Source organism: Burkholderia sp. Bp8998 (assembly GCF_003854235.1).
GTDB lineage: Bacteria > Pseudomonadota > Gammaproteobacteria > Burkholderiales > Burkholderiaceae > Burkholderia.
The window spans coordinates 1-22,808 of sequence record NZ_QTQF01000038.1 but is presented as its reverse complement, the minus strand read 5'-3'; the positions used below and the strand labels follow the sequence as shown (position 1 = coordinate 22,808).

Here is a 22,808-nt window from a genome sequence, read left to right as displayed (position 1 = left end):
CGATACGGTTGAACCGCTTTGGCGCAGCGCGATGCGGTGGTGCCCGTCTTGTCGACGGACGGACGCTGCCGTCCATCGCCCGCTTCATCCGACGAGCAGCAGCGCGCCGCCAGGTACGTTTCAGTCGACTGGATTCAGGCCGATCGCGCGGTTATGTGGCAGCACCTGGCCGGGCGCGCTCTTTACAAGAAGGGATTCAGGAAGGGATCGGTGGTAACGCGCTATTCCGACGATCGCTCCGAATACTGCATTTCCTCACTAAACCACTCGGCATGCTCGAGGTTTTGTGTGGCAAACCATTGTGGCGCTCATCCTGGCCATCGAGCCCCAATCGATCCGCAAGCGCCACTCCGTGGACGGCACCTATCTCGGCATCAGGCCGACGAAGCTCCCGAATCGCAGATTGTTGTGGCCGGTGGCGGACGTGAAGAAGCTCTTGAGCAGCAGTGGCCGTAGCTTTGCGGAGCCGGGCGCCGAATAGCGGTATCGCGTAAGGCGGGGCAGGAGCATCCCCGCCGACACTGCGGGATTGCTCAGATACTTCTGGCATCGAATGGACTCGGAAATCGGGGCCTTGCCGGATGCCGAACTCGAATGGCTCGCAAGGGCCGCGGACGGGACGAAAATGATGGCGGGCAATCTCAGCGAGGCGCTGGGCAACGTCGCGGCGTTGGTCGGCTACGAGGTGAGCAATGGAGGCGCGCTCGGGAGGATTCCAGCCGTATGGGCTCGAACAGTTGCTGCACCATGCGTCCGACACGCTGAAGACTATCGAACAAATGTCCGAGATCGGCGGCCACGCGGAATGGTCACTTCGAGAGCGGTGGAGGAGGCGCGCACTGGCGCGCGGTTTCAAACGTGCTGACGATGAGGGGAGCGGCAATGGATAGTCGTGTCAACCTGGCTACGCTGCCTGAACATGAAACGCTCGCACGTGCGCGCGTCGGCGGCCGCGCAATCTTCGGAGACGAAGCTGCTGTCTCCGCGTGTTATCACGATCTATTGAGACACTGGACGGACAAGAACATCCCCAATGCGGTGGGCCAGTCCGACGATGAGTTCGGTGACTTGCTCGGCAAGGTATGTGACGAGTTCGAGGCCGGCGTCGATGAAGCGATCAAGGCTGCCCAAGCCGAATCGCTGTCAATACCGAGTCCGTCGGAAGGCGAAGCAAGCGCGGAAAAGGCCCGTCTGGCCCCATATGAAGGCAACTTACAACGGGAGGATTCGAACGCGCTGGCCATACAGCCGAGGCCTCCCGCTCGGCCCGGGTGGAAGATCTGTCAACACGAACGCTTTACCGTCCCCCGGCCCACCGCCATCGTCAAAGCCCTTGATCTGGCTGCTGGCTTGACGTGGATGGACTGGTCTTTGTCGCGAGCGAAATAACTGACCAGATAGTCTGTCAATCGCGTCACCTGACGCTCGTTATGACCGGCAAGCGTATCCAACGCCCATCGCCCCTGCCTTTTCAGTTGTTGTTGATAATCCGGCGAGTGACAGCTAAACACGAGGCCCCTACCCTGGGTTGCGCGTAACCACCGGCGGCAGATGACGTCAATCACCGCACTCGTCGTGACGCGCGCTGGCCGGTCGGCGTCGAGGAAAAAGCAGCAATGAAAGTGGTTTGCGCCGCGTACTCCCCGCTCCATCTTGCTGATATAGCCGCGCATGTACTGAAAGGTTTGTTTGTCCACGTCACGGTAGATGTTGGCGAAAAACCGTGCCCTGTCGTGCATCGCGACCCGGGCGTCAATTCGTGCACGTGGCCGCCAACTCTTCCGTGGACACGTGATCCCGGTTTGCAGGAATCGGCATCGGGACGCGTGGCGCGCTCTTTTCCACCTTCTTCGGCACTGGAACGCTCACTGATGACTCGCTCGATACCTGTCCTGAAAGGGCGTGGATTGCGCTGATCGTGTCTACGGCCTGGCCAGCATATTCGGCAACAGCAAGCGGAATCAAATCCGGTTGATCTGTTTGCACCTTGCCGCCGCTGATGACGTCAAAAATGAGGCGCATCCATTCCGTCTCAACATCAAGATCCTGGCACCATTCGAGGAACTCGTAGGGCGCAAGCTGAGTCGGCGTCACGGTGCCGGCTTCCTCGTCATCCCGGCAGCGCCATTCCCATAGCCGCATGATTTCGCGAGCCTTGATCCAACGGTCGACGACGTCCCCTTTATACGGCCGGCCATCGAGGCCGGTCCCATCGCGTGGGAGTTCCGTACACCCCGCCGGTGCATACATGCCCGACACGATGAGAGCGCCTTCGATCGGCGTCCAGGTCGGTCGATCGAGATATTCTTTCAATACGGCATAAAGCTGCCTCGCGGCAGCGATGCGTTCTTGTGGTGATTGGTCTTTTGTCATATCCCCTGCGTCGTATTGTCGACGTGCGAAGGCGATTGCCTCAAGTGGTGAATTTTATCGCGCCGTGAGCCAACGACGAAAAGCTGAGCGGTACCGTACAGGGCGCCGCTCAGATCAGGCTGCGTCAGTTTGCAACTGGATTCCCACCTGTTCCGGCATCGAAGACTTGATCTTGCCATGCCGATCTGGAGCGAGTGCAGAGAGCATCAGCAGGTGTTCTCGGCTCGGCTGATGATTGTCCATGAAGCACCTTAGCACGCGTCCAAATAGCGTCGATCCCGCACGGATCGCCCATTGAAGTGGACTGAGATAGATCAGCGTTACCCCGATTCACCTACATGGCGCCTACACGGAAATGGACTAGATAGAGGGCAACTCCGAAAAAGTCAGCTAACCCATTGATTCTACTGGCCCGCCCTACACGATTCGAACGTGTGACCTACGGCTTAGAAGGCCGTTGCTCTATCCAACTGAGCTAAGGGCGGTCGAGGGAGAAAGGCACGGCCACACAACCCGGACCGCATTTGACGCGAAGGGCTTCGAGCACGACACGGCACAAACCGAACTCGAACCCCCGAAACGAAACGGGCCCGGCATGAAGCCGAGCCCGAAATTATACCCGATCATCGCGTCATATCACGCGCGAGCGGCGCTGCAGCCATCAAACCGGCTGCGCATGCAGCATGAACCACCCGAGACAGAACACCCCGGCAATCACGCAATACACACCGAACGACGCCAGCCGCCCGCGCCCTTCGAAATAGCGCATCAGGAACCGCACGCTCAGATAAGCGGCAATCGCCGTCAGCACGCCGCCGAGCAGTGCGTCCGCGAGTTGGTCGCGCGCATGGAACAGCTTCGGCAGTTCGAGCACGCCCGCGGCAAAAATGATCGGCGTGCCGAGCAGGAACGAAAATTCCGCCGCCTTCTCCGCCGTCAGCCCGGCCGCATTGCCGGCGATCATCGTCAGCCCGCTGCGCGAGAAACCCGGAATCAGCGCGCCGATCTGCGCGAGGCCCACGAAGAACGCCTGCTTGAACGTCATCTTCTCGGGCGGCTGGTGCGCACGGCTGCGCTGGATCCGATCGCCGATCCACAACAGCACGCCGTTAATGATCAGCGCGATCGCGACGATCCGCAGGTCGTGGAACACGCGCTCGATGCGCTTCTCGAGCAGCAGGCCGACGATCCCGGTCGGGATCGTGCCGATGATCAGCGCCCACATCAGGTGTCCGTCGTCGTTCTTGCGGCCGCCGAGCTGCGCGAAGAAACCGCTGATCAGCGCGATCCAGCGTGCACGGAAATACCACAGCAGCGCGAGCGCGGTGCCGAGGTGCAGCGCGACGAGGAACGGCAGCAACTGCGGCGCATGCTTGTCGATGTGCATGCCGAACAGCGCGGGCACGAGCAGCGTGTGGCCGAGACTGCTGACGGGGAAGAGTTCGGTGACGCCCTGCAGGACGCTCAGGAATACCAGAAACCAGAGACTCACGCGTCGGTCCTTTTAGTGGAGATCAATCGGGTAGAAAAGCGGACGACGCATCGCGCGTCCGAAAAACGCGCCCCGATTATGCCCAGCCAGGATTACTGCGCCAAGGCATTTGGCTGCTTATTGCGGCAATGCACACAAACGCTTGCATTTTGTAAGCGAGCAGAAAGCAAAAAGCCCGCCATTTGCATGGCGGGCCTTGCGATTCCGGCAGAAATTGCCGTCAGCGGCCGAGCTGATAGAAAAACAATACCGTGCTGCCGGTGAACATGCCGAACAGTGCGATTCCCATTGCCATTGCCAGATCCATGGCCCCCTCCACGAAGTGTCATGACCCGGCAACATCACCGGTTTACAGGCATTATCCAGACCGTCGACAGTCTGAAAAACTCGCAATTTCCCGAGAAGGGTTTTCCCCGACCGCCTCGCAGCCCGATAATGGAGCGCGCCATCGCACTCCCGCCCACCCGTTCATCCCGATTCGCCATGCCGATCTTCCAGCAGCACGACATTCATGAACTCCACGCCGGCCCGTCGCTCGTTCGGGTCGCCCCGCAATTCGGCGGCCGCCTGCTGTCGTGGCATGTCGACGGCGAGCCGGTCATCTTCTGGCCGGAAACGGCCGACTGGAGCAACCTCGCGCGCGTGCGCGGCGGCAATCCGCTGCTGTTTCCCTTCCTCGGCCGCCATCGCGTCGACGGCGAACTGGGCCGCTGGCGTGATGCCGCCGGCGTGGTCCGCGACCTGCCGATGCACGGTTTCGCGCGCGACCTGCCGTTCGCGGCGCAACCGTCGGCCGACGGCGCCGCGCTGTCGATGACGCTCGATGCGAACGACACGCTGCGCGACAGCTATCCGTTCGATTTCCAGTTCGAAACGACCTACCGGCTCGCCGATGCGCACACGCTCGACGTCGCGCTCACCACGACCAATCGCGGCGACACGTCACTGCCCTACTACGCGGGCCACCATTTCTATTTCGCGCTGCCGCACGGCGAGCGCGCGGGAACCACGCTCGAGCTGCCGCCGACGCGCCGCTGCATGCAGCGCGCCGACGGCTCGATCAGCCCGCTTGAGACCGGCGCAGCGTCGTACAGCCTCGGCGATCCGGACATCCTCGACCGCTTCCATTGCCTCGACGGCGCGCCGTCCACACCGGTGCGCATCGTGATGCCGGGTCGCCGCCGCACGATCGAGATCGCGCTCGACGTACCGGGCTCGATCCCGTGGTACGCGGTCACGACCTGGACGGAGAAACCGGAATCGGACTTCTATTGCGTCGAGCCGTGGCTCGGCCTGCCGGACGCGATCCACAACGGTCTCGGGCTGCGCACGCTCGCACCGGGCGCGACCGAAACAGCCACGCTGCGAATTCGCGTGCTGCCGCTCGCTGGCTGACAACAGCCGCACCGAACCGGTGCGCGCCGGCCACGCCCGCCGCCCGAAACTGCGGTGCGCGGGTCGAACCCGTTAAAATCGGACGTTTTGTATCGCCTGCCGCGCGGCGCGTGGCAGGGTTTTGCGAGGTTCAATGATCGGAACAACAACGAAGCGGCTCTTCGCGGCCGCCTGCGCCGCGCTGCTCGTCGCGTGCGGCTCCGCCCCCGTCGGCCCCGGTTACTACCGCGTCGAGCGCGGCGACACACTCTACAAGATCGCGCGCGAGAATCGCACGTCGACGGCGAACATCGTGCGCTGGAACCAGATCACGAACCCCGACGCGATCGAGGTCGGCCAGGTGCTGCGCGTCGCGCCGCCGCCCGGCACGACGACGGCGTCGACCACCGGCACCGGCAGCGCGGGCCGCAGCCGCTCCGCGCCTTCCGCGCCGGTCGAATCGGCCGTCAAGCCGGCCTCCGGCATCGCGCTGATCTGGCCGGCCGCCGGCAGCGTGGTGCGCACCTTCGACGGCTCGAAATCCAAGGGCATCGATATCGCGAACGCCGCGGGCACGCCGGTGCTGGCCGCCGCGCCGGGCACCGTCGTCTATGCGGGCAATGGCTTGCGCGGCTACGGCAACCTGATCATCCTCAAGCACAACGCCGATTACCTGACGGCCTACGCGCACAACCGCGCGCTGCTCGTGAAGGAAGGCCAGCCGGTCACGCAGGGGCAGACGATCGCGGAGATGGGCAACAGCGACAGCGATCGCATCGCGCTGCATTTCGAGCTGCGCTACGGCGGCCGCTCGATCGATCCGGCACGCTACCTGCCGGCGCGCTGAGCGCGCCGCCGTCGACACGGGACGACACGCGATGCCGGCATGCATCGCATGTCGTCGCGGGGGAGATCGGGAAGGTTGTGTCAGCGCTTGCGCAGACGGCCGGTGAACCGGCCGGACAGCGGATCGACGCGGCTGGCGAACACCACCAGCGCACCGATTCCGAACAGGCTGAACCCCGCAGCTATCAGAAGCAAATCCATGGTCACATCACTGTTTTGTCGTGATCTTATGCGTCATTGCGGAATCGTGCACTGAGCCGCACCCGTTGCACGAGTCCGCACATTCCCTATCTATCAGACGCCATTGTGGTTTCGGTCGCGTGAAATGCCGATGTAATCCATCGACCGATGCCGACGATCGCCGCCCAGGAGACTCGCGATGCTGCCCGCCGCCGACCGCTACGACGACCTGCTCTCCCGCTTCCAGTGGGACGTTCCGGCCCGCTACAACATCGGCGTGGACGTCTGCGACAAGTGGGCCGACGGCAGCGGACGGCTCGCGCTGATCCACGAAACGGCGCAAGGCGACGTATCGCGCATCACGTTCGACGACCTGAGGAAGGCTTCTAACCGGCTCGCGAACAGCTTTGCGCGTGCGGGATTGCAACGCGGCGACCGGATCGCGATCTTCCTCGCGCAGGGCCCCGAAACGGCGATCGCCCATCTCGCCGCGTACAAGCTCGGCGCGATCGCGGTGCCGCTGTTCACGCTGTTCGGCGCCGACGCGCTCGAATACCGGCTCGCGAACAGCGAAGCCGCCGCGCTCGTCACCGATGCGGCCGGTTACGCGAAGATCGCGCCGCTGCGCGCGCAACTGCCGGCGCTGCGCACGTGCTACTGCATCGGCGGCGATGCGCCCGACGCGCCGGACGTGCTGCGCTTCGACGCCGCACTCGCGGCCGAATCGCCCGACTTCGTGCCGGCCGACACCGCCGCCGCCGATCCGGCGGTGATCATCTACACGTCCGGAACGACCGGCAAGCCGAAAGGCGCGCTCCATGCGCATCGCGTGCTGCTTGGCCACCTGCCGGGGGTCGAGATGTCGCAGCAGTGCTTCCCGCGCGACGCGCGCCTGTTCTGGACACCCGCCGACTGGGCGTGGATCGGCGGGCTGCTCGACGTGCTGCTGCCGTCATGGCATCACGGCGTGCCCGTGCTCGCGCACCGCTTCGAGAAGTTCGACGGCGAAGCCGCGTTCGCGCTGATGGCGCGGCACGGCGTGACCCACGCGTTCCTGCCACCCACCGCGCTGAAGCTGATGCGCACGGTGCCCGCGCCACGCGAGCGCCACACACTGGCGCTGAAATCGGTCGCGAGCGGCGGAGAATCGCTCGGCACCGAGTTGACGGCCTGGGGGCGCGACGCGCTCGGCGTGACGATCAACGAGTTCTACGGGCAGACCGAATGCAACATGGTGCTGTCGTCGTGCGCCGCGCTGTTCGACGCGCAGCCCGGTGCGATCGGCAAGGCCGTGCCCGGCCATACGGTCGCGATCGTCGACGCGCACGGCACACCGTTGCCGCCCGGTGTCGAGGGGCACATCGCGGTGCGCCGCCCCGACCCGGTGATGTTCATCGAGTACTGGCGCAATCCCGCCGCGACGCGCGACAAGTTCGCGGGCGACTACCTGCTCACCGGCGACACCGGCATGATCGACGCCGACGGCTTCGTGCGCTTCGTCGGCCGCGACGACGACGTGATCACGAGCGCCGGCTACCGGATCGGCCCGGGGCCGATCGAGGACTGTCTGCTCACGCATCCGGCGGTGCGGATGGCGGCGGTCGTCGGCGTGCCCGACCCGACACGCACCGAGATCGTCAAGGCGTTCGTCGTGCTGAACCCCGGCCATGTCGGCGACGACGCGCTCGTCCGGGCGCTGCAGGCGCACGTGCGCACGCGCCTGGCCGCGCACGAGTACCCGCGCGCGATCGCGTTCGTCGACGGCCTGCCGATGACGGCGACCGGCAAGATCGTGCGCCGCGCGCTGCGCGACGCGTGAACCGGCCGCGGCAGCAGCAGGCGGCCGGCCGATCGCCCGGATGGTTTATAGTGGCGCCCACGCCGTCTTTCCAGCACACCACCGATGTCCTCCGACCAACACGAATCCGCCGCGGGCGCGTCGCACAGCCCGCTCTACGCCAAACTCCTCGGCGAAACCGCCAAGATCGACTGGTGCGATCTCGAGCGCTTCTTCGCGCAGGGCAAGCTGCTGTCGGTCGCGCGCGATCTCGATCTCGTCAGCGTCGCGGAAGCGATCGCCGGCGACGACGCGGAACAGGTCACGCGCTGGCTGTCGTCCGGCCTCGTCGCGCGCATGCCGGCGGAAACCGCCGCCGACTTCGCGGCGCGCAATCCGGAGCTGTGGGCGGTCGTCGTGTCGCCATGGGTCTGCGTGCAGGAACGCGCCTGACGCGTCCGTCATGTCCGAATCCGCATTACCGCACGGGGCCGGCGCCGGCTCGGCCGCCGTCTCGCACCGGCGGGTCCTCGCGCTCGCCTTCCCGATCGTCCTGGCGAACCTGACCCAGCCGATTCTCGGCGCGGTCGACACGGCCGTCGCCGGTCACCTCGACGGTGCGCAGTATCTCGGCGGCGTCGCGCTCGGCGGGCTGTTCTTCAACTTCGTGTTCTGGGGCTTCGGCTTCCTGCGCATGGGCACGACCGGCCTCGTCGCGCAGGCGCACGGCGCCGGCGACGCCACCGGCATCCGGCTGAACGTACTGCGCGCGCTGATCGTCGCTTTCGTGCTCGGTGCCGCCGTGCTCGCGCTGCAGGTGCCGCTGCTGTCGTTCGCGCTGACCGCGCTGGGCGGCAGCGAGGCCGTCCGCACGACGGCGCTGGCCTATAGCCATGCGCGAATCTGGAGCGCGCCGTTCGCACTCGCGAACTACGTCGTGCTCGGCTACCTGCTCGGCATGCAGCGCGTGCGGCTCGCGCTCGTCGCGCAGGTCTTCATCAACGCGGTCAACATCGGTGCCGTGCTGCTGTACGTGTACGGCTTCGGCTGGGGCATTGCGGGGATCGGTGCGGCGACCGCGACCGCCGACGCGTGCGGCTTCGCGCTCGGCGCCTGGATGCTGTGGCGGCTACGGCCGCGCGGTCTCGCGCCGCTGGCCGCCCGGGCGCTGGCGGACCGTGCGGCGCTCAAGCGGCTGATCGCGCTCAATCGCGACATCTTCCTGCGCACGCTGTGCCTGCTCGGTGCGTTCGGCTGGTTTGCGCACCTCGGCGCCAGACAGGGCGACGCGACGCTCGCGGCCAACGCATTGCTGCTGAATTTCCAGACCTTCATGGCGTACGGGCTCGACGGCTTCGCGCATGCGGCCGAGGCGCTCGTCGGCGCCGCAGCCGGCGCGCGCGACCGCAGCGCCTTCCGGCAGGCCGTGCGCGTGACGCTGCTGTGGTCCGCGCTCGGCGCGCTGCTGTTCGCGCTCGTCTATTGGGCGACCGGCGGCTGGATCGTCGCGCGGCTGACCGACCAGGCCGAGATCCGCGCCGTCGCGCTGCAATACCTGCCGTGGGCGGCGATCTCGCCGATCGTGTCCGTGTGGGGGTTCCTGCTCGACGGCGTGTTCATCGGCGCGACGCAGACGCAATCGCTGATGCGCGCGATGGTCGCGTCGTTCGCGATCTTCATCGCCGCGACGCTGGCGGCCGTCGGCCCGTTCGGCAATCACGGTCTGTGGTTCGCGCTACTGCTGTTCATGGTCGCGCGCGGCGCAACGCTCGCGCGCTACCTGCCCGCGCTGATGCGGCGAATCGGCGCCGACGCCTCCACGACCGGCGCCTGACGCGCGATCCGCGTCGTTACTGCGCGGGCGCAGCTGCGGGCGCCGACGGCGCAGGTTCGCCGAGCATTGACGGCGGCGTCATGTCGGTCGGCACACCGTGGTAATCGGCCGGATCTTGCGGCGGGTGGCCGCGACGGGCCTGACGGGGATCGCTGGCGCAGCCGGCAAGAAGAGACGCGGCCAGCACGGCCAGCATGAAACGGGTCATCGGGAAGGCTCCGTAAAGCGGCGCGCCCATCGCGCGCCAGGACCGCGCCGAGTCTAGCGGAATTCCGGGTTGGGGGTCGTCCCGCGCATGTCCTACCATGTAGCGATGGCGCTGTGCCGTTGAAAGGAGGCTGCCATGTCGTCTGAAGAGATTGCCGGCCTGATCGGCCTGTTCATCGGCCTGATGGTGCTCGTCGCCCTGTCCTATTTCGAGTCGCGCGAATACAAGCGCAGCCACGGCGGCGAAGGGATGATCCATCACTGGATGGCCGAACACCACCTGCTCGACTGGCGGCGCAAGCACTAGGCAAGCGCCCGCCCTGTCGTCCGGGCCGCCGCCTGCGCAGCCCGCCGAGAACGTGCGTCCGCCCGCACGGTGGTCAGCGCGTATCGTTCGAATTAACAGGGCCGGAACGACACGATCCTTGGAATGGCCAAACGCCGTCGCGCGGCAGACTGCCGTGCGACGGCGTTTGCTTGCGTGCGCGCCCAGAAGGCAGCCGCGCTCGGGATGGCTCAGCCCAGGAAATGCCGGGCGTAGCGGGCGTTGATGTCCGACAGCCGGAACAGCGTCAGGAAGTCCGCGCAGTTGAAGTCGGGATCCCACGCCGGCGCGCCGCAAATCTTCGCGCCGAGGCGCAGGTAGCCCTTGATCAGCGGCGGCGGCGCGACGACGGTGCCCGTCTGCAGTTCGTCGACCGGCAGTGCCGTATGCGGGAACGCACGGTATTCCGGCGCCGTCAGCGAGTTGGCCGGCAGCGACTGATACAGGTTTGCCGCGTAGTGGCCGCCGTCGGCCATCGACACGCTCGCGCAGCCGAGCATCGTCTCGTAGCCGTTCTGCATCATGTATGCGCCGAGACCGCCCCACAGCGCCATGATGACGGCGCCGCTGCGGTAGTCGCTGTGCACGCACGAGCGGCCGACCTCGACCATCTTGCCGCGCAGGTGCGTGAGGCGCGACAGGTCGAATTCGCCTTCCGCATACAGACGGCCGACACGCGCGGCCTGGTGCGGCGGCAGCACGCGGTACGTGCCGACCACCTTCAGCGTGTCGAGATCGCGCACCAGCAGGTGGTCGCAATAGGCATCGAACGGATCGACGTCGAGACCGGACGGACCGCTGACCTGCGCGCCCATCTCTTCGGCGAACACGGTGTAGCGCAGGCGCTGGGCCTCGCGCAGTTCGTCTTCCGTGCGCGCCCAGGCGGCACGCAGACGGTACTCGGATGTGACGGTTTCAGCAGCGCGCGGCAGGTGCCGCCGCGACGTATCGAGGGGAAGCGAGGCAAAAGGGAGCGTAGGCGTCGGCAGTTCTCGCATTAGGCTTTCCTGGTCGTAAGGAATAGGACGACATGCCAGCCAATGTAGTAACCGGTCGTTACCGTTCTGTGGCACGACCGTGTCCATTCAATGACGTGTCGCCGAATTGACTTTAGCAGAAAGCCTGCGAAACCGTATGATCAATGCCCTCAAGCCCCGTCAGACAAGGTCCGGCGTGAGTAGCGCGCGCAGCACGGCCTGGCGGTTGCCGTCGCGCGTGCGGCTCGCGAGCCACACGATACCGCCCTTCTTGATGCTCCAGCTGTCGTCATTGCCGGCGATCAGTTGTGCGGCGACGCTGCCGAGCGTCGGCTGGTGTCCGACGATCACGACCGTCGGTGCGATGCCGTCGGGCCAGCCGGCGGCCGCCAGCACGTCGTCGACGCTGCCGCCCGGCGCGAGCGCATCGATGGTCCGGTACTGGTCGGTCAGCGCCTCGACGGTCTGCACGGTGCGCGCCGCCGGACTCACGAGGATCACGCTGCTCGACTCGAGCCGGCTGCGCAGCCATTTGGCCATGGCCTGCGCCTCCTTGCGCCCGCGGGCGGTCAATTGCCGTGCGAGGTCGTTTGCCGCGTAGTCTTCGGCTTCGGCGTGGCGCCACAGGATCAGGTTCATCATGATGTCTCTCCATGCTTCGGCGAACGATCCGGTCGCCCATGCGGGCCGGACGATCATTAGTCGAATTGTCACCCTCGGAATTGTCGCCAATCGTGACCAGTTCATGATCACGCATGTCGTATGCATAACGTGATTGACCCGATCCCCCATTAGACGATAGAATCTCTGGCTCGTCGGAGCGTAGCGCAGCCTGGTAGCGCATCTGATTTGGGATCAGAGGGTCGTAGGTTCGAATCCTATCGCTCCGACCACGATATACACGATAAGGGTTGCAAGCCATCGCGCTTGCAGCCCTTTTTCGTTTTGTCCGCCCCACCCGCGTCCACCACCGGCTGCCGCGCCATCCGCCGCCCGCGCACGAAACTTGCGGGAACACGCGATAATGTCCGCGACCAACCCGCAACCGCGCATGAAAAACCCCGTTTTCAAGACCGCCCTGTTCGGCGCACTGCTCGCACTCGGCGCGTCGGGCGCCGCGTCGGCCAAGTCGCTCGACGACGCGCTCGACTGCCATTCGAATGGCCACAAATTCGTCGCGCCGCTGCTCGCGGCCGGAGACATCCAGTCGGAGCCGATGCACGTCGAATCGAATTCGGTGAACGCGTTCCGCACGAACCGCCCTCTGACCGCCTACGGCTTCGGCGTCTATGTCGTGCTCGGCTACCAGGCGAACGATCCGATCTTCCAGCCGGGCGACGGCACGCCGATCGGCAGCTGGGCGTACGGCGTCGTGGTGCGCGGCACGAAGAACGCGGTCGAGCAGGCCGTGCGCAAGGCCGGCAGCGAGGCGACCGTCAAGCAGGCATTCCCGTTCCTGACCGCGATCGTGTGCTCGGACTGAGCGCGTCGCAAGAAGACGGGGCGGCGCGAGCGCGCCGCCGCCGTGCCGGCGCGTTATGCGCCCGTATAAACCACGCGGTACGGAATGCCGACCTTCTCCCACTCGGCCGCTTCCTGGCTGAGGCTGTAGTCGGTCAGCGGGTTCTGCTCGACCCATGCGCCCGGCAGGCGCACTTCATACCCGCCCTTCTTCATCTGCGACACGGAAATGTCCGGCAGCCCGGCATCGGTCCGGCGCCGGCACAGCAGCGCGGCGAGTCGCAGGCAGAACAGCAGCGGCCATTCGACGTCGCGCGCCTGCGACAGCTTGCCGAGCTTGCCCGCATGACCGAGCACGAGCGCGGCCAGGCGCGCCTGGTCGGTGCGCGAGAAACCCGGCATGTCGGCATTGCTCGCGATATACGCCGAATGCTTGTGATACGAGCTGTGCGAGATCGACAGGCCGATCTCGTGCAACGCGGCGGCCCAACCGAGGAACATCCGGCCTTCCTCGCGTGCTTCGTCGTCGGACTCGTCGAGCTCGTCGTAAAACCGCACGGCCAGTGCGGCGATCCGCTCGGCCTGTGGACGATCCACGCCGTAGCGGCGCGTGAAGCCCTCGACGGTCACCGCGCGCATGTCCTCGTGCTGGGCCCGGCCGAGCAGGTCGTACAGCACGCCGAGACGCAGCGCGCCGTCGGTGGTGTCGACATAGTCGACGCCCAGTTCCTCGAACACCGCGAGCATGATCGCGAGGCCGCCGGCGAGCACCGGCACGCGATCGGGCTTCAGCGCGATCAGCTTCAGCCGGTTCACGTTCTCGGCCTTGATCAGCGCGCGCTTCAGGCGTTCGAGGCCGCCGCGCGAAATGCCGTGCGTGATGCCCGCGTCATTGAAACCGTTCGCCTCGACGAGCTCCGCGAGCGCACGTGCGGTACCGGACGAACCGATGGCCTGGTCCCACCCCGCTTTCTTGTACTCGCTGGAAATGATCTGGATCTCGCGCTTGGCCGCGAGTTCGGCCTGCCGCATCGTGTATTCGTCGACATTGCCGGCCGGGAAGAACGCACGGCTATGGCTCACGCAACCGATATAGAGACTCTCCATCACGATCGGCGTGTAATGCGAGCCAATGATGAACTCGGTAGAGCCGCCGCCGATGTCGACGACGAGCCGCTTGCCGGCGCTCGCCGGCACCGAATGCGCGGCACCTGCATAGATCAGGCGCGCCTCTTCGCGGCCCGCGATCACTTCGATCGGAAACCCGAGCGCCGCTTCGGCCTCGCCGAGAAATTCGCCCGCGTTCTTCGCGACGCGCAGCGTGTTGGTCGCCACCGCGCGCACATGATCGGGATGGAAATCGCGCAGGCGCTCGCCGAACCGCTTGAGCGCCTCCCAGCCACGCTCCTGGGACGCGCGGTCGAGCAGCTTGTCGCTCGACAGGCCCGCGGCCAGTCGAACGGGCTCGCGCAGCGCATCGACGGGATAGATCTGGCTGCCCGCCGGCGTTTCCTCGACGCGCCCGACGATCAGCCGGAAGCTGTTCGAGCCGAGATCGACGGCAGCCAGCAAGTGGGGGGATGTAACCATCAGAAGGGGGCTCCGTGCGCGTTCGCCCGCGGCAGCCGCTCCGGCCTCGCTGGACGATCAATCAAAGGCGACATTTTAAGCGTGGAACGCTTGCCGTTGCCACGCTTCACGGGCATGTACACGGGTGGATTGTATATGGCCGAAACATTTATGCGACGAAATGGTTCCGGCGTAGAATTTCCCGATATAAATACACCATCGTCATCAGCACGTCATCGTACCGTGAGAGTTTCCGAGCGTCCTTTCGAATCATCGCCTGAATTACCCCCTACTCTGCCGATGTCCGTCCGTTATCCGCTTCTCAATCGTGAACTCGGCATCCTCGGTTTCAACGAGCGCGTGCTGGCCCAGGCGGCCGATCCACACGTTCCGTTGCTCGAGCGACTGCGCTTCATCTGCATTACGAGCAGCAATCTCGACGAATTTTTCGAAGTCCGGATGGCCGGCCTTCAGGAACAGATTCGCGACAACCCCGGCGCCCTGACGCCCGACGGCATGTCGCTGCAGCACGCTTACGATCTCGTCGTCGAGCGCGCGCAACGGCTCGTGCACCGCCAGTACACGATGCTGCACGAAACCGTGCTGCCCGCGCTCGAACAGGAAGGCATCTACTTCCACGCGAGCGACGCGTGGAACGACGAGCAGCTCGAATGGGCGCGCCGCTACTTCCTCGATGAACTGCTGCCGGTGCTGACGCCGATCGGCCTCGATCCGGCGCATCCGTTCCCGCGCGTGCTGAACAAGAGCCTGAACTTCGTCGTCGAGCTCGAAGGCCGCGACGCGTTCGGCCGCCAGGCGGTGATGGGCATCGTGCAGGCGCCGCGCGCGCTGCCGCGCGTCGTGCGCATGCCGCAGGCGCTGTCGGGCTTCGAGCACGGCTTCGTGCTGCTCAGCTCGTTCATGCAGCGCTTCGTCGGCGAACTGTTCCCGCAACTGGTCGTGAAGAGCTGCAATCAGTTCCGCATCACGCGCAACAGCGAGCTGTTCGTCGACGAGGATGAAATCACCAACCTGCGCGTCGCGCTGCAGGGCGAACTGCCCGCGCGCCACCTCGGCAACGCGGTGCGGCTCGAAGTGTCGGCCGACACGCCGGCGCATATCGTGCAACGCCTGCTCGAGGAAAGCGTGCTCGGCGACAAGGACTGTTATCGCGTGTCCGGCTCCGTAAACCTCGTGCGGCTGATGCAGATCCCCGATCTCGTCGATCGCCCCGACCTGAAGTTCGCGCCGTTCACCGCATCGATCCCGCCCGCGATCGTCAACGCGCCGACGATGTTCGACGCGATCGACGACGGCGACATCCTGCTGCACCACCCGTACGAAAGTTTCCAGCCGGTGCTCGAACTGCTGCAGCAGGCCGCGAAGGACCCGAGCGTCGTCGCGATCAAGCAGACGATCTACCGCACTGGCACCGACTCGCCGCTGATGGACGCGCTGATGGAAGCCGCGCGCAACGGCAAGGAAGTGACCGTCGTCGTCGAGCTGCTCGCGCGCTTCGACGAGGAAACCAACATCAACTGGGCGTCGCAGCTCGAAGCCGTCGGCGCGCACGTCGTGTACGGCGTGGTCGGCCACAAGTGCCACGCGAAGATGATGCTGATCGTGCGGCGCGTCGTGCAGGATGGCAAGGCGTCGCTGCGCCGCTACGTGCACCTCGGCACCGGCAACTATCACCCGCGCACCGCCCGCCTCTACACCGACTTCGGGCTGATGACGGCCGACCAGAAGATCTGCGAGGACGTGCACCACGTCTTCCAGCAGCTGACCGGGATCGGCGGCGAACTCACGCTGCACGAGCTGTGGCAGTCGCCGTTCACGCTGCATCCGCGCATCATCGAATCGATCCGTGCGGAGATCGACAATGCGCGTGCCGGCAAGCGCGCGCGCGTGGTCGCGAAGATGAACGCGCTGCTGGAGCCGTCGGTGATCGCCGCGCTGTACGAAGCATCGCAAGCCGGCGTCAAGGTCGACCTGATCGTGCGCGGCGTGTGCGCGCTGAAGCCGGGCGTGCCGGGGCTGTCGGAGAACATCACGGTGCGCTCGATCGTCGGGCGCTTCCTCGAACACCACCGCATCTACTATTTCCACGCGGGCGGCGCCGAGGACGTCTATCTGTCGAGCGCCGACTGGATGGACCGCAACCTGTTCCGCCGCGTCGAAGTCGCGTTCCCGATCCGCGAGCGCAAGCTGAAGCGCCGCGTGATCGCCGAAGGGCTGTCGGTCTGCCTCGGCGACAACCAGTCGGCCTGGCAGATGCTCAGCGACGGACACTACCGCCGGCGCCGAGCGGGCAAGACGATCCGCAACGCACAGCTCGGGCTGCTCGCGAAGTTCTGTTCGTAGGCACGCGGCGCGCGGTTTCGCGTGTCATACGACAAACAAAAACGCACAGCCCTCGGGCTGTGCGTTTTTGTTTCCGGCGGGATGCCGACGCGAGGCAGCCGATTCGCGTTATGCGCTCACGCCTCGAACGCGGCCGGCCGGATCGCGATGATCCGCGAGGCCGGGAAGCGTGCGGTGAACGTGCTGCCGCGCCCTTCCTCGCTCTGCACGTACAGGTGCGAGTCGTGCCGCTGCAGCACGTGCTTGACGATCGCGAGACCGAGCCCCGTGCCGCCCGTATCGCGCGAGCGGCTGCGGTCGACGCGGTAGAAGCGCTCGGTCAGCCGCGGCAGGTCGGCGGCCGGAATGCCAAGGCCGCTGTCGGTGACGGAGAACACGCCCTGCGTACCCTCGCGCCGCCACGACACCAGGATCTTGCCGCCATCCGGCGTGTAGCGGATCGCGTTCGTGACGAGATTCGCGAACGCACTGAACACCTCGGTCTGCGCCCCCGTGACGCCGAGCGTCTCGTCGATCGCGAACGCGATCTCGTGATGCCCGTTCGACAGCGTCTGCGCATCCTCCTTCAGATGGTCGAACACGGCGCGCATGTCGATCGCGTGATCCATCGGCGGCTTGCTTTCGCCCTCGAGTTTCGCGAGCACCAGCAGATCGGTAACGATGTGCCGCATCCGCGACGCCTGCTGCTCCATCATCTCGAGATAGCGCGCGCGATCTTCCTCGTTCAGCGGCAGTTCGCGCATCGTCTCGAGGAAACCCGACAGCACGGTGAGCGGCGTCTTCAGTTCGTGCGACACGTTCGCGACGAAGTCGCGCCGCATCGCGTCGGTCCGCTCGATTTCCGTGATGTCCTGCGTGAGCAGCAGCTTGCGGTTCTCGCCGTACGGAAACACCTGCACTTCCAGCACGTTCTGCCGCGCGTCGCCCATTCCGCGCATCACGAGCGTCTCGTCGTAATGCTGCGCGTTCAGGTAGCGGACGAACTCAGGATGACGCACCAGGTTCGTGATGTGCTGGCGCAGGTCGCGTTTCGCATCGAGGCCGAAATGCACCTCGGCGATCGCGTTGCACCACTCGATCTGGTCATGGTCGTCGAGCATCGCGACGCCGTTCGGCGACGCCTGGATCGCCTGGATGAAGCGCGAATGCTGTTGCTCGACCTGCCGGACCTGCGCATGCCACTGCTTCGCGAGCTTGTGCAGCCGGTAGTAGATTTCACCCCAGATGCCCGGCGCGCTCGGCACCTCGCCGTAGACGGGCGCATCGAGCAGACGCCACAGGCGTTGCGTATGGAAGGTGCTGAAGAAGCCCTGCGCGACCAGCATCACGGCCGCGAACCCGAAGCCCGCGGCCGGGCCGGCGAAGACGCCGACCAATACGCTGATCAGCACGAGCAGCACGAGCGACACGAGAAAGCGCGCCCAGATGATGTTCATGATTCAGCGCCCGAAAGAATGAACGGCATGCCGTGGCACACGGCATGTCCGGATACGTTACGCGTGCTTCGCGAGCCGGTAGCCGCTGCCGCGCACGGTCTCGATCATCGCATCGCAGCCGGCCGGTTTCAAGGCCGCGCGCAATCGTTTGATGTGGACGTCGACGGTGCGCTCTTCGACGAACACGTGATCGCCCCAGACCTGGTCGAGCAGTTGCGTGCGGCTGTGCACGCGCTCCGGATGCGTCATGAAGAAATGCAGCAGGCGGAATTCGGTCGGGCCGAGATCGAGCTTGATCTCGCTGCCGTCGCCGTGCGCGGCGACCCGGTGCGTGGCCGGATCGAGGCGCAGCCCGTTGATCGACACGACGTCCTCGGTCAGCTGCGGCGCGCGGCGGCGCAGCACGGCCTTGATGCGCGCCATCAGTTCCTTCGGCGAGAACGGCTTCGTCACGTAGTCGTCCGCGCCGATCTCGAGGCCGAGCACCTTGTCCTGCTCGTCGCCGCGCGCGGTCAGCATGATGATCGGGATGTGCTTGGTCCGTTCGTTGTTGCGCAGGTCGCGCGCGAACGCGATGCCGGACTTGCCCGGCAGCATCCAGTCGAGCAGCACGAGATCGGGCAGCACGTCGCTGATCAGGTTCTGCGCCTGCTCCGCGTTGTACGCGCGGATCGGGCAGTGACCGGCATGCTGGAGATTCACCGAGATCAGTTCGGAAATCGCGGGCTCATCTTCAACGACGAGAATGTTGCTGGGCATCGGCACCTCTGTTCTTCCTTACGGAGTCGATTAACTGTTGGCTTCGCGATCGAGCGTGTCGCGCGGCTGGTGCCGCACGTCGGTGCCCTTCACGATGTAGATGATGAATTCGGCGATGTTCTTCGCGTGGTCGCCGATCCGTTCGATCGCCTTCGCGATGAACAGGTACTCGAGGCCGACCGAGATCGTGCGCGGATCTTCCTGCATGTACGACACGAGCTTGCGCACGAACGCGCGGAATTCCAGGTCGATTTCCTTGTCGTCCTTGACGATCTGCGCGGCCGCCACCGTATCGAGGCGCGCGAACGCGTCGAGCGCGCGGCGCAGGATCGTCACGGCCATCTCGCCCGACACCTTGATCTCGGCGATGTTCACCGTGCGCGCGGCCGGCTCGTCGATCAGGCGGCGCACGCGCTTCGCGATCTTCTCGGCCTCGTCGCCGGCGCGCTCGAGGTTCGTAATCGTTTTCGAAATCGACATCAGAAGGCGCAGGTCGCGCGCGGCAGGCTGCCTCCGCGCGATGATGTTGCCGCACTCCTGGTCGATGTCGACTTCCATCGCGTTCAGCGTTTCCTCGGCCGCGATCACCTTTTCGGCCATCTCGCGGTCGAATTCGTTCAGCGCGTGCATCGCGCCGACGATCTGCGACTCGACGAGGCCGCCCATTTCCAGCACCTTCGACGACACGGCATTCAGGTCCGCGTCGAACTGGCTCGACAGATGTTTATCCGACATGGTTGTGGTTCTCCGTCATCAGCCGAAACGGCCGGTGATGTAGTCTTCCGTTTCCTTGCGCACCGGCTTGATGAAGATCTTTTCGGTTTCGCCGAATTCGATCAGCTCGCCCAGGTACATGTAGGCCGTGAAGTCCGAGCAGCGGGCGGCCTGCTGCATGTTGTGCGTGACGATCACGACCGTGTAGTCGCTCTTCAGCTCCGCGATCAGCTCCTCGATGCGGCCCGTCGAGATCGGGTCGAGTGCCGAGCACGGCTCGTCGAGCAGCAGCACTTCCGGACGGATCGCGATGCCGCGCGCGATGCACAGACGCTGCTGCTGGCCGCCGGACAGCCCGTAGCCGCTCTGGTTCAGCTTGTCCTTCACTTCGTTCCACAGCGCGGCCTTCGTCAGCGCCCACTCGACGCGGTCGTCCATCTCCGAGCGCGTGAGCTTCTCGAACATCTTCACGCCGAACGCGATGTTGTCGTAGATCGACATCGGGAACGGGGTCGGCTTCTGGAACACCATGCCAATGCGCGCGCGCAGCAGCGAGATATCGCGCTTGGTGGTCAGCAGGTTCTCGCCGTCCATCAGGATCTCGCCTTCCGCGCGCTGCTCCGGATAGAGCGCATACATCTTGTTGAACGTGCGCAGGAGCGTCGACTTGCCGCAACCCGACGGGCCGATGAACGCCGTCACCTTCCCTTCGGGAATGCGCAGGTTGATGTTCTTCAGCGCGTGGAACTTGTTGTAGAAGAAGTTGAGGTTGTTGACCTCGATCTTCGCGTTCAGCGGCGCCAGCGGACGGCCATGCGCCGCGTCTTGCGTGCCTGCGGGCGCTGCGGTGCGCTCGACGGGATTCAGGTGGCTTTCTGCCATATTCATCGGATTGCTCCGCCGTTACTTTTTCGAGAAGATCGAACGCGCCAGGATGTTGAGTCCGAGCACCCCAAGCGTGATCAGGAACACGCCCGCCCATGCGAGCGACTGCCATTCGGCGAACGGGCTCATCGCGAACTTGTAGATCGTGACGGGCAGGTTCGCCATCGGCTGGCTCATGTCCCACGAGAAGAACTGGTTCGACAATGCCGTGAACAGCAGCGGCGCCGTTTCGCCGGCGATCCGCGCAACCGCGAGCAGCACGCCCGTCACGATCCCGCCGATCGACGCGCGCAGCGTGATCTTCAGCACCATCCGCCACTTCGGCGTGCCGAGCGCGACGGCTGCTTCGCGCAGCGCGTTCGGCACGAGCTTCAGCATGTTCTCGGTCGTGCGGATCACGATCGGGATCTGCAGCAGCGCGAGCGCGATCACGCCGGCCCAGCCCGAGAAGCGCCCCGACTTCGCGACGACGATCGCGTACACGAACAGGCCGATGACGATCGACGGCGCCGACAGCAGGATGTCGTTGATGAAGCGAATCGTGCTCGCCAGCAGGTTCTTCTGGCCGTATTCGGCGAGGTAGACGCCCGCGAGGATGCCGATCGGCGTGCCGACCAGCGTGCCGAAACCGCACAGCAGCAGGCTGCCGACGATCGCGTTCGCCAGGCCGCCGCCTTCCGTGTTCGGTGCCGGCGTCGATTCGGTGAACAGCTGCAGCGACAGGCCGCCGACACCGAGATGCACCGTCGTGTAGAGAATCCACACGAGCCACAGCAGGCCGAATGCCATCGCGCCGAGCGACGCGGTCAGCGCGATCGCGTTGGTCACCTTGCGCTTGCGCTGCAGGCGGTTGCGCATCGCATCGAGCACGGCGCCGTTCGGCCCCGGGAAATTCATGATGGGCTCGCTCATTTCTTGCCCTCTCCCTTCTCGAGACGAAGCAGCAGCAGTTTGGAGATCGACAGCACGATGAACGTGATCACGAACAGGATCAGGCCCAGTTCCATCAGCGCGGACGTATGCAGGCCCGGTTGCGCTTCCGCGAATTCGTTCGCGAGCGCCGACGTGATGCTGTTGCCCGGCGCGAACAGCGACACGCTGTCGAGCAGGTTCGTGTTGCCGATCACGAAGGTCACGGCCATCGTTTCGCCGAGCGCGCGGCCGAGGCCGAGCATCACGCCGCCGATCACGCCGGTCTTCGTATAGGGCAGCACGACCTTCCACATCACTTCCCACGTCGTGCAGCCGATCCCGTACGCCGATTCCTTCAGCAGCACGGGCGTGACTTCGAACACGTCGCGCATCACCGACGCGATGTACGGGATGATCATGATCGCGAGGATCACGCCGGCCGCGAGGATGCCGATGCCGATCGGCGGGCCGGCCGTCAGCGGGCCGAGCACCCAGACGTCCTTGAAGAGCTGCCCGATCGGCTTCTGGAAATACTGGGCGAAGATCGGCGCGAACACGAGCAGGCCCCACATGCCGTACACGATCGACGGAATCGCGGCGAGCAGCTCGATCGCGATGCCGAGCGGGCGGCGCAGCCACACGGGCGACAGTTCGGTGAGGAACAGCGCGATGCCGAAGCTGACCGGCACCGCGATGACGAGTGCGATGAGCGACGTCACGATCGTGCCGTAGATCGGCACGAGCGCGCCGTAGACGTCCGAGTTCGGATCCCACTCGGATTGCCACAGGAACGCGATGCCGAACTTCTGGATGGTCGGCATCGACGCAATGATCAGGGAAACGATGATCCCGCCCAGCAGCAGCAGGGTCACGATCGCGGCAAGCCGTGCGAGGCCGCCGAACAGAACGTCGCCGAGACGGCTCGGCGCGCGTTGCGACGCGGCGTCGGCGGACCGGGAGGACGTGTAGGAAATATCAGACATGGTTGCCTGTTATGGATCGCCGGGCGCCGTGACGCCCGGCCTTACCGCACACACTGCCCGACCGGCGCGGCCGGGCAGCGAACCGCTGTATTGCTTACTCCGCGGCGACCGGCTTGCCCGATGCGTCCGTCACCTTCGTCTTCCACTGCTTGCGGATTTCCGTCTCGACCGATGCCGGCAGCGAGATGTAGTCGAGGCTGTCCGCTGCCTTCTCGCCGTTCTTGAACGCCCAGCTGAAGAACTTCAGCGTTTCCGCGCCCTGCTCCGGCTTGTCCTGCTTCGCGTGCAGCAGCACGAACGTCGCGCCGACGACCGGCCATGCTTCCTTGCCCGGCTGGTT

At 65.4% G+C, this 22,808-nt stretch carries 23 protein-coding genes, 2 tRNA genes and 1 pseudogene; 11 read left to right on the top strand and 15 right to left on the bottom strand.

The window, feature by feature from the left end:
• Positions 1 to 286: 286 nt before the first annotated feature.
• On the top strand, positions 287 to 481 hold the full coding sequence (locus DIE06_RS29560) for a hypothetical protein (protein ID WP_124664440.1): 195 nt from the start codon (positions 287 to 289) through the stop codon (positions 479 to 481).
• A gap of 401 nt (positions 482 to 882) precedes the next feature.
• Positions 883 to 1,389 carry a hypothetical protein gene (locus DIE06_RS38505; protein ID WP_185733505.1) on the top strand — a complete coding sequence of 169 codons (507 nt, stop codon included), beginning with the start codon at positions 883 to 885 and terminating at the stop codon, positions 1,387 to 1,389.
• Positions 1,390 to 1,752: 363 nt separating this feature from the next.
• Here the strand turns inward: DIE06_RS38505 and DIE06_RS29550 are convergent, their stop codons facing one another.
• The 4 genes from DIE06_RS29550 to DIE06_RS29540 form a co-directional block, all read right to left on the bottom strand.
• Positions 1,753 to 2,373 (bottom strand): hypothetical protein, encoded by a 621-nt coding sequence (locus DIE06_RS29550; protein WP_185733504.1) that lies wholly within the window; start codon positions 2,371 to 2,373, stop codon positions 1,753 to 1,755.
• A gap of 114 nt (positions 2,374 to 2,487) precedes the next feature.
• A complete protein-coding gene (locus DIE06_RS39165) occupies positions 2,488 to 2,616 on the bottom strand; it encodes a hypothetical protein (RefSeq protein ID WP_260433808.1) in 129 nt (42 codons plus the stop codon).
• Positions 2,617 to 2,781: 165 nt separating this feature from the next.
• Positions 2,782 to 2,858, bottom strand: a tRNA-Arg gene (locus DIE06_RS29545).
• A 176-nt stretch (positions 2,859 to 3,034) separates the two neighbouring features.
• Entirely contained in the window at positions 3,035 to 3,865 is an 831-nt protein-coding gene (locus DIE06_RS29540; RefSeq protein WP_124664438.1) for an undecaprenyl-diphosphate phosphatase, read from the bottom strand.
• Between the two features lie 483 nt (positions 3,866 to 4,348).
• Here DIE06_RS29540 and DIE06_RS29535 point away from each other — a divergent pair, with 483 nt between their 5' ends.
• The 5 genes from DIE06_RS29535 to DIE06_RS29515 all read left to right on the top strand — a co-directional run bounded on the left by DIE06_RS29535 (position 4,349) and on the right by DIE06_RS29515 (position 9,876).
• Positions 4,349 to 5,260 carry an aldose epimerase gene (locus DIE06_RS29535; RefSeq protein ID WP_124664437.1) on the top strand — a complete coding sequence of 304 codons (912 nt, stop codon included), beginning with the start codon at positions 4,349 to 4,351 and terminating at the stop codon, positions 5,258 to 5,260.
• A 133-nt stretch (positions 5,261 to 5,393) separates the two neighbouring features.
• Positions 5,394 to 6,086 carry a peptidoglycan DD-metalloendopeptidase family protein gene (locus DIE06_RS29530; protein ID WP_185733503.1) on the top strand — a complete coding sequence of 231 codons (693 nt, stop codon included), beginning with the start codon at positions 5,394 to 5,396 and terminating at the stop codon, positions 6,084 to 6,086.
• A 378-nt stretch (positions 6,087 to 6,464) separates the two neighbouring features.
• A complete protein-coding gene (locus DIE06_RS29525) occupies positions 6,465 to 8,084 on the top strand; it encodes an acyl-CoA synthetase (RefSeq protein ID WP_124664435.1) in 1,620 nt (539 codons plus the stop codon).
• An 84-nt stretch (positions 8,085 to 8,168) separates the two neighbouring features.
• Positions 8,169 to 8,495 (top strand): DUF2288 domain-containing protein, encoded by a 327-nt coding sequence (locus DIE06_RS29520; protein ID WP_059606389.1) that lies wholly within the window; start codon positions 8,169 to 8,171, stop codon positions 8,493 to 8,495.
• A gap of 10 nt (positions 8,496 to 8,505) precedes the next feature.
• A complete protein-coding gene (locus DIE06_RS29515) occupies positions 8,506 to 9,876 on the top strand; it encodes an MATE family efflux transporter (RefSeq protein WP_124664434.1) in 1,371 nt (456 codons plus the stop codon).
• A 16-nt stretch (positions 9,877 to 9,892) separates the two neighbouring features.
• Here DIE06_RS29515 and DIE06_RS29510 read toward each other — a convergent pair whose 3' ends face one another.
• Positions 9,893 to 10,084 carry a hypothetical protein gene (locus DIE06_RS29510; protein ID WP_124664433.1) on the bottom strand — a complete coding sequence of 64 codons (192 nt, stop codon included), beginning with the start codon at positions 10,082 to 10,084 and terminating at the stop codon, positions 9,893 to 9,895.
• 135 nt (positions 10,085 to 10,219) lie between these two features.
• Between DIE06_RS29510 and DIE06_RS38500 the strand changes: the two genes are divergently transcribed.
• Complete coding sequence (locus DIE06_RS38500) at positions 10,220 to 10,390, top strand: hypothetical protein (protein WP_162840567.1); 171 nt, start codon at positions 10,220 to 10,222, stop codon at positions 10,388 to 10,390.
• A 209-nt stretch (positions 10,391 to 10,599) separates the two neighbouring features.
• On the opposite strand, the gene DIE06_RS29505 is transcribed toward DIE06_RS38500, so the two are convergent.
• Together DIE06_RS29505 and sixA are read right to left on the bottom strand one after the other, a co-directional pair.
• Positions 10,600 to 11,406, bottom strand: coding sequence for a GNAT family N-acetyltransferase (locus DIE06_RS29505; protein WP_059449345.1), 807 nt, complete (start codon positions 11,404 to 11,406; stop codon positions 10,600 to 10,602).
• A gap of 159 nt (positions 11,407 to 11,565) precedes the next feature.
• Positions 11,566 to 12,027, bottom strand: a complete 462-nt coding sequence (sixA, locus tag DIE06_RS29500; RefSeq protein ID WP_124664432.1) for a phosphohistidine phosphatase SixA — start codon at positions 12,025 to 12,027, stop codon at positions 11,566 to 11,568.
• 174 nt (positions 12,028 to 12,201) lie between these two features.
• On the opposite strand from sixA, the gene DIE06_RS29495 reads away from it, so the two are divergent.
• Together DIE06_RS29495 and DIE06_RS29490 are read left to right on the top strand one after the other, a co-directional pair.
• Positions 12,202 to 12,278, top strand: a tRNA-Pro gene (locus DIE06_RS29495).
• A 158-nt stretch (positions 12,279 to 12,436) separates the two neighbouring features.
• The gene (locus DIE06_RS29490) at positions 12,437 to 12,868 is read left to right on the top strand and encodes a hypothetical protein (protein ID WP_124664431.1); all 432 of its coding nucleotides are present in this window, start codon (positions 12,437 to 12,439) and stop codon (positions 12,866 to 12,868) included.
• Between the two features lie 53 nt (positions 12,869 to 12,921).
• Here the strand turns inward: DIE06_RS29490 and ppx are convergent, their stop codons facing one another.
• Complete coding sequence (gene ppx, locus DIE06_RS29485) at positions 12,922 to 14,436, bottom strand: exopolyphosphatase (RefSeq protein WP_124664430.1); 1,515 nt, start codon at positions 14,434 to 14,436, stop codon at positions 12,922 to 12,924.
• Positions 14,437 to 14,715: 279 nt separating this feature from the next.
• Here ppx and ppk1 point away from each other — a divergent pair, with 279 nt between their 5' ends.
• Positions 14,716 to 16,779, top strand: coding sequence for a polyphosphate kinase 1 (ppk1, locus tag DIE06_RS29480; protein ID WP_185733502.1), 2,064 nt, complete (start codon positions 14,716 to 14,718; stop codon positions 16,777 to 16,779).
• Between the two features lie 116 nt (positions 16,780 to 16,895).
• Here ppk1 and phoR read toward each other — a convergent pair whose 3' ends face one another.
• The 7 genes and pseudogenes from phoR to DIE06_RS29445 form a co-directional block, all read right to left on the bottom strand.
• A complete protein-coding gene (phoR, locus tag DIE06_RS29475) occupies positions 16,896 to 18,215 on the bottom strand; it encodes a phosphate regulon sensor histidine kinase PhoR (RefSeq protein WP_124664428.1) in 1,320 nt (439 codons plus the stop codon).
• Positions 18,216 to 18,272: 57 nt separating this feature from the next.
• Positions 18,273 to 18,974 carry a phosphate regulon transcriptional regulator PhoB gene (gene phoB, locus DIE06_RS29470; protein ID WP_006750313.1) on the bottom strand — a complete coding sequence of 234 codons (702 nt, stop codon included), beginning with the start codon at positions 18,972 to 18,974 and terminating at the stop codon, positions 18,273 to 18,275.
• A gap of 30 nt (positions 18,975 to 19,004) precedes the next feature.
• Positions 19,005 to 19,709 carry a phosphate signaling complex protein PhoU gene (gene phoU, locus DIE06_RS29465; RefSeq protein WP_124664427.1) on the bottom strand — a complete coding sequence of 235 codons (705 nt, stop codon included), beginning with the start codon at positions 19,707 to 19,709 and terminating at the stop codon, positions 19,005 to 19,007.
• 18 nt (positions 19,710 to 19,727) lie between these two features.
• Positions 19,728 to 20,576 carry a phosphate ABC transporter ATP-binding protein PstB gene (pstB, locus tag DIE06_RS29460; RefSeq protein WP_057927907.1) on the bottom strand — a complete coding sequence of 283 codons (849 nt, stop codon included), beginning with the start codon at positions 20,574 to 20,576 and terminating at the stop codon, positions 19,728 to 19,730.
• A 15-nt stretch (positions 20,577 to 20,591) separates the two neighbouring features.
• On the bottom strand, positions 20,592 to 21,485 hold the full coding sequence (pstA, locus tag DIE06_RS29455; RefSeq protein ID WP_124664426.1) for a phosphate ABC transporter permease PstA: 894 nt from the start codon (positions 21,483 to 21,485) through the stop codon (positions 20,592 to 20,594).
• Positions 21,482 to 22,468, bottom strand: a complete 987-nt coding sequence (gene pstC / locus DIE06_RS29450) for a phosphate ABC transporter permease PstC (protein WP_124664425.1) — start codon at positions 22,466 to 22,468, stop codon at positions 21,482 to 21,484. Before pstC ends, pstA begins: the two co-directional genes overlap by 4 nt.
• 94 nt (positions 22,469 to 22,562) lie before the next feature.
• A pseudogene (locus DIE06_RS29445) lies at positions 22,563 to 22,808 on the bottom strand (phosphate ABC transporter substrate-binding protein PstS); the annotation flags it as partial.

Bases quoted from the DNA above. Each gene is read 5' to 3' on its own strand.
- DIE06_RS29550 (WP_185733504.1), bottom strand. From the start codon at position 2,373: ATGACAAAAGACCAATCACCACAAGAACGCATCGCTGCCGCGAGGCAG.
- DIE06_RS29510 (WP_124664433.1), bottom strand. From the start codon at position 10,084: ATGACCCGTTTCATGCTGGCCGTGCTGGCCGCGTCTCTTCTTGCCGGC.
- sixA (WP_124664432.1), bottom strand. From the start codon at position 12,027: ATGATGAACCTGATCCTGTGGCGCCACGCCGAAGCCGAAGACTACGCG.
- DIE06_RS29530 (WP_185733503.1), top strand. From the start codon at position 5,394: ATGATCGGAACAACAACGAAGCGGCTCTTCGCGGCCGCCTGCGCCGCG.
- DIE06_RS29520 (WP_059606389.1), top strand. From the start codon at position 8,169: ATGTCCTCCGACCAACACGAATCCGCCGCGGGCGCGTCGCACAGCCCG.
- DIE06_RS29515 (WP_124664434.1), top strand. From the start codon at position 8,506: ATGTCCGAATCCGCATTACCGCACGGGGCCGGCGCCGGCTCGGCCGCC.
- DIE06_RS29535 (WP_124664437.1), top strand. From the start codon at position 4,349: ATGCCGATCTTCCAGCAGCACGACATTCATGAACTCCACGCCGGCCCG.
- pstB (WP_057927907.1), bottom strand. From the start codon at position 20,576: ATGAATATGGCAGAAAGCCACCTGAATCCCGTCGAGCGCACCGCAGCG.
- ppx (WP_124664430.1), bottom strand. From the start codon at position 14,436: ATGGTTACATCCCCCCACTTGCTGGCTGCCGTCGATCTCGGCTCGAAC.
- phoB (WP_006750313.1), bottom strand. From the start codon at position 18,974: ATGCCCAGCAACATTCTCGTCGTTGAAGATGAGCCCGCGATTTCCGAA.
- DIE06_RS39165 (WP_260433808.1), bottom strand. From the start codon at position 2,616: ATGGACAATCATCAGCCGAGCCGAGAACACCTGCTGATGCTCTCTGCA.
- DIE06_RS38505 (WP_185733505.1), top strand. From the start codon at position 883: ATGGATAGTCGTGTCAACCTGGCTACGCTGCCTGAACATGAAACGCTC.
- phoR (WP_124664428.1), bottom strand. From the start codon at position 18,215: ATGAACATCATCTGGGCGCGCTTTCTCGTGTCGCTCGTGCTGCTCGTG.
- ppk1 (WP_185733502.1), top strand. From the start codon at position 14,716: ATGTCCGTCCGTTATCCGCTTCTCAATCGTGAACTCGGCATCCTCGGT.
- pstA (WP_124664426.1), bottom strand. From the start codon at position 21,485: ATGAGCGAGCCCATCATGAATTTCCCGGGGCCGAACGGCGCCGTGCTC.
- phoU (WP_124664427.1), bottom strand. From the start codon at position 19,709: ATGTCGGATAAACATCTGTCGAGCCAGTTCGACGCGGACCTGAATGCC.
- DIE06_RS29490 (WP_124664431.1), top strand. From the start codon at position 12,437: ATGAAAAACCCCGTTTTCAAGACCGCCCTGTTCGGCGCACTGCTCGCA.
- DIE06_RS29505 (WP_059449345.1), bottom strand. From the start codon at position 11,406: ATGCGAGAACTGCCGACGCCTACGCTCCCTTTTGCCTCGCTTCCCCTC.
- DIE06_RS38500 (WP_162840567.1), top strand. From the start codon at position 10,220: ATGTCGTCTGAAGAGATTGCCGGCCTGATCGGCCTGTTCATCGGCCTG.
- DIE06_RS29525 (WP_124664435.1), top strand. From the start codon at position 6,465: ATGCTGCCCGCCGCCGACCGCTACGACGACCTGCTCTCCCGCTTCCAG.
- pstC (WP_124664425.1), bottom strand. From the start codon at position 22,468: ATGTCTGATATTTCCTACACGTCCTCCCGGTCCGCCGACGCCGCGTCG.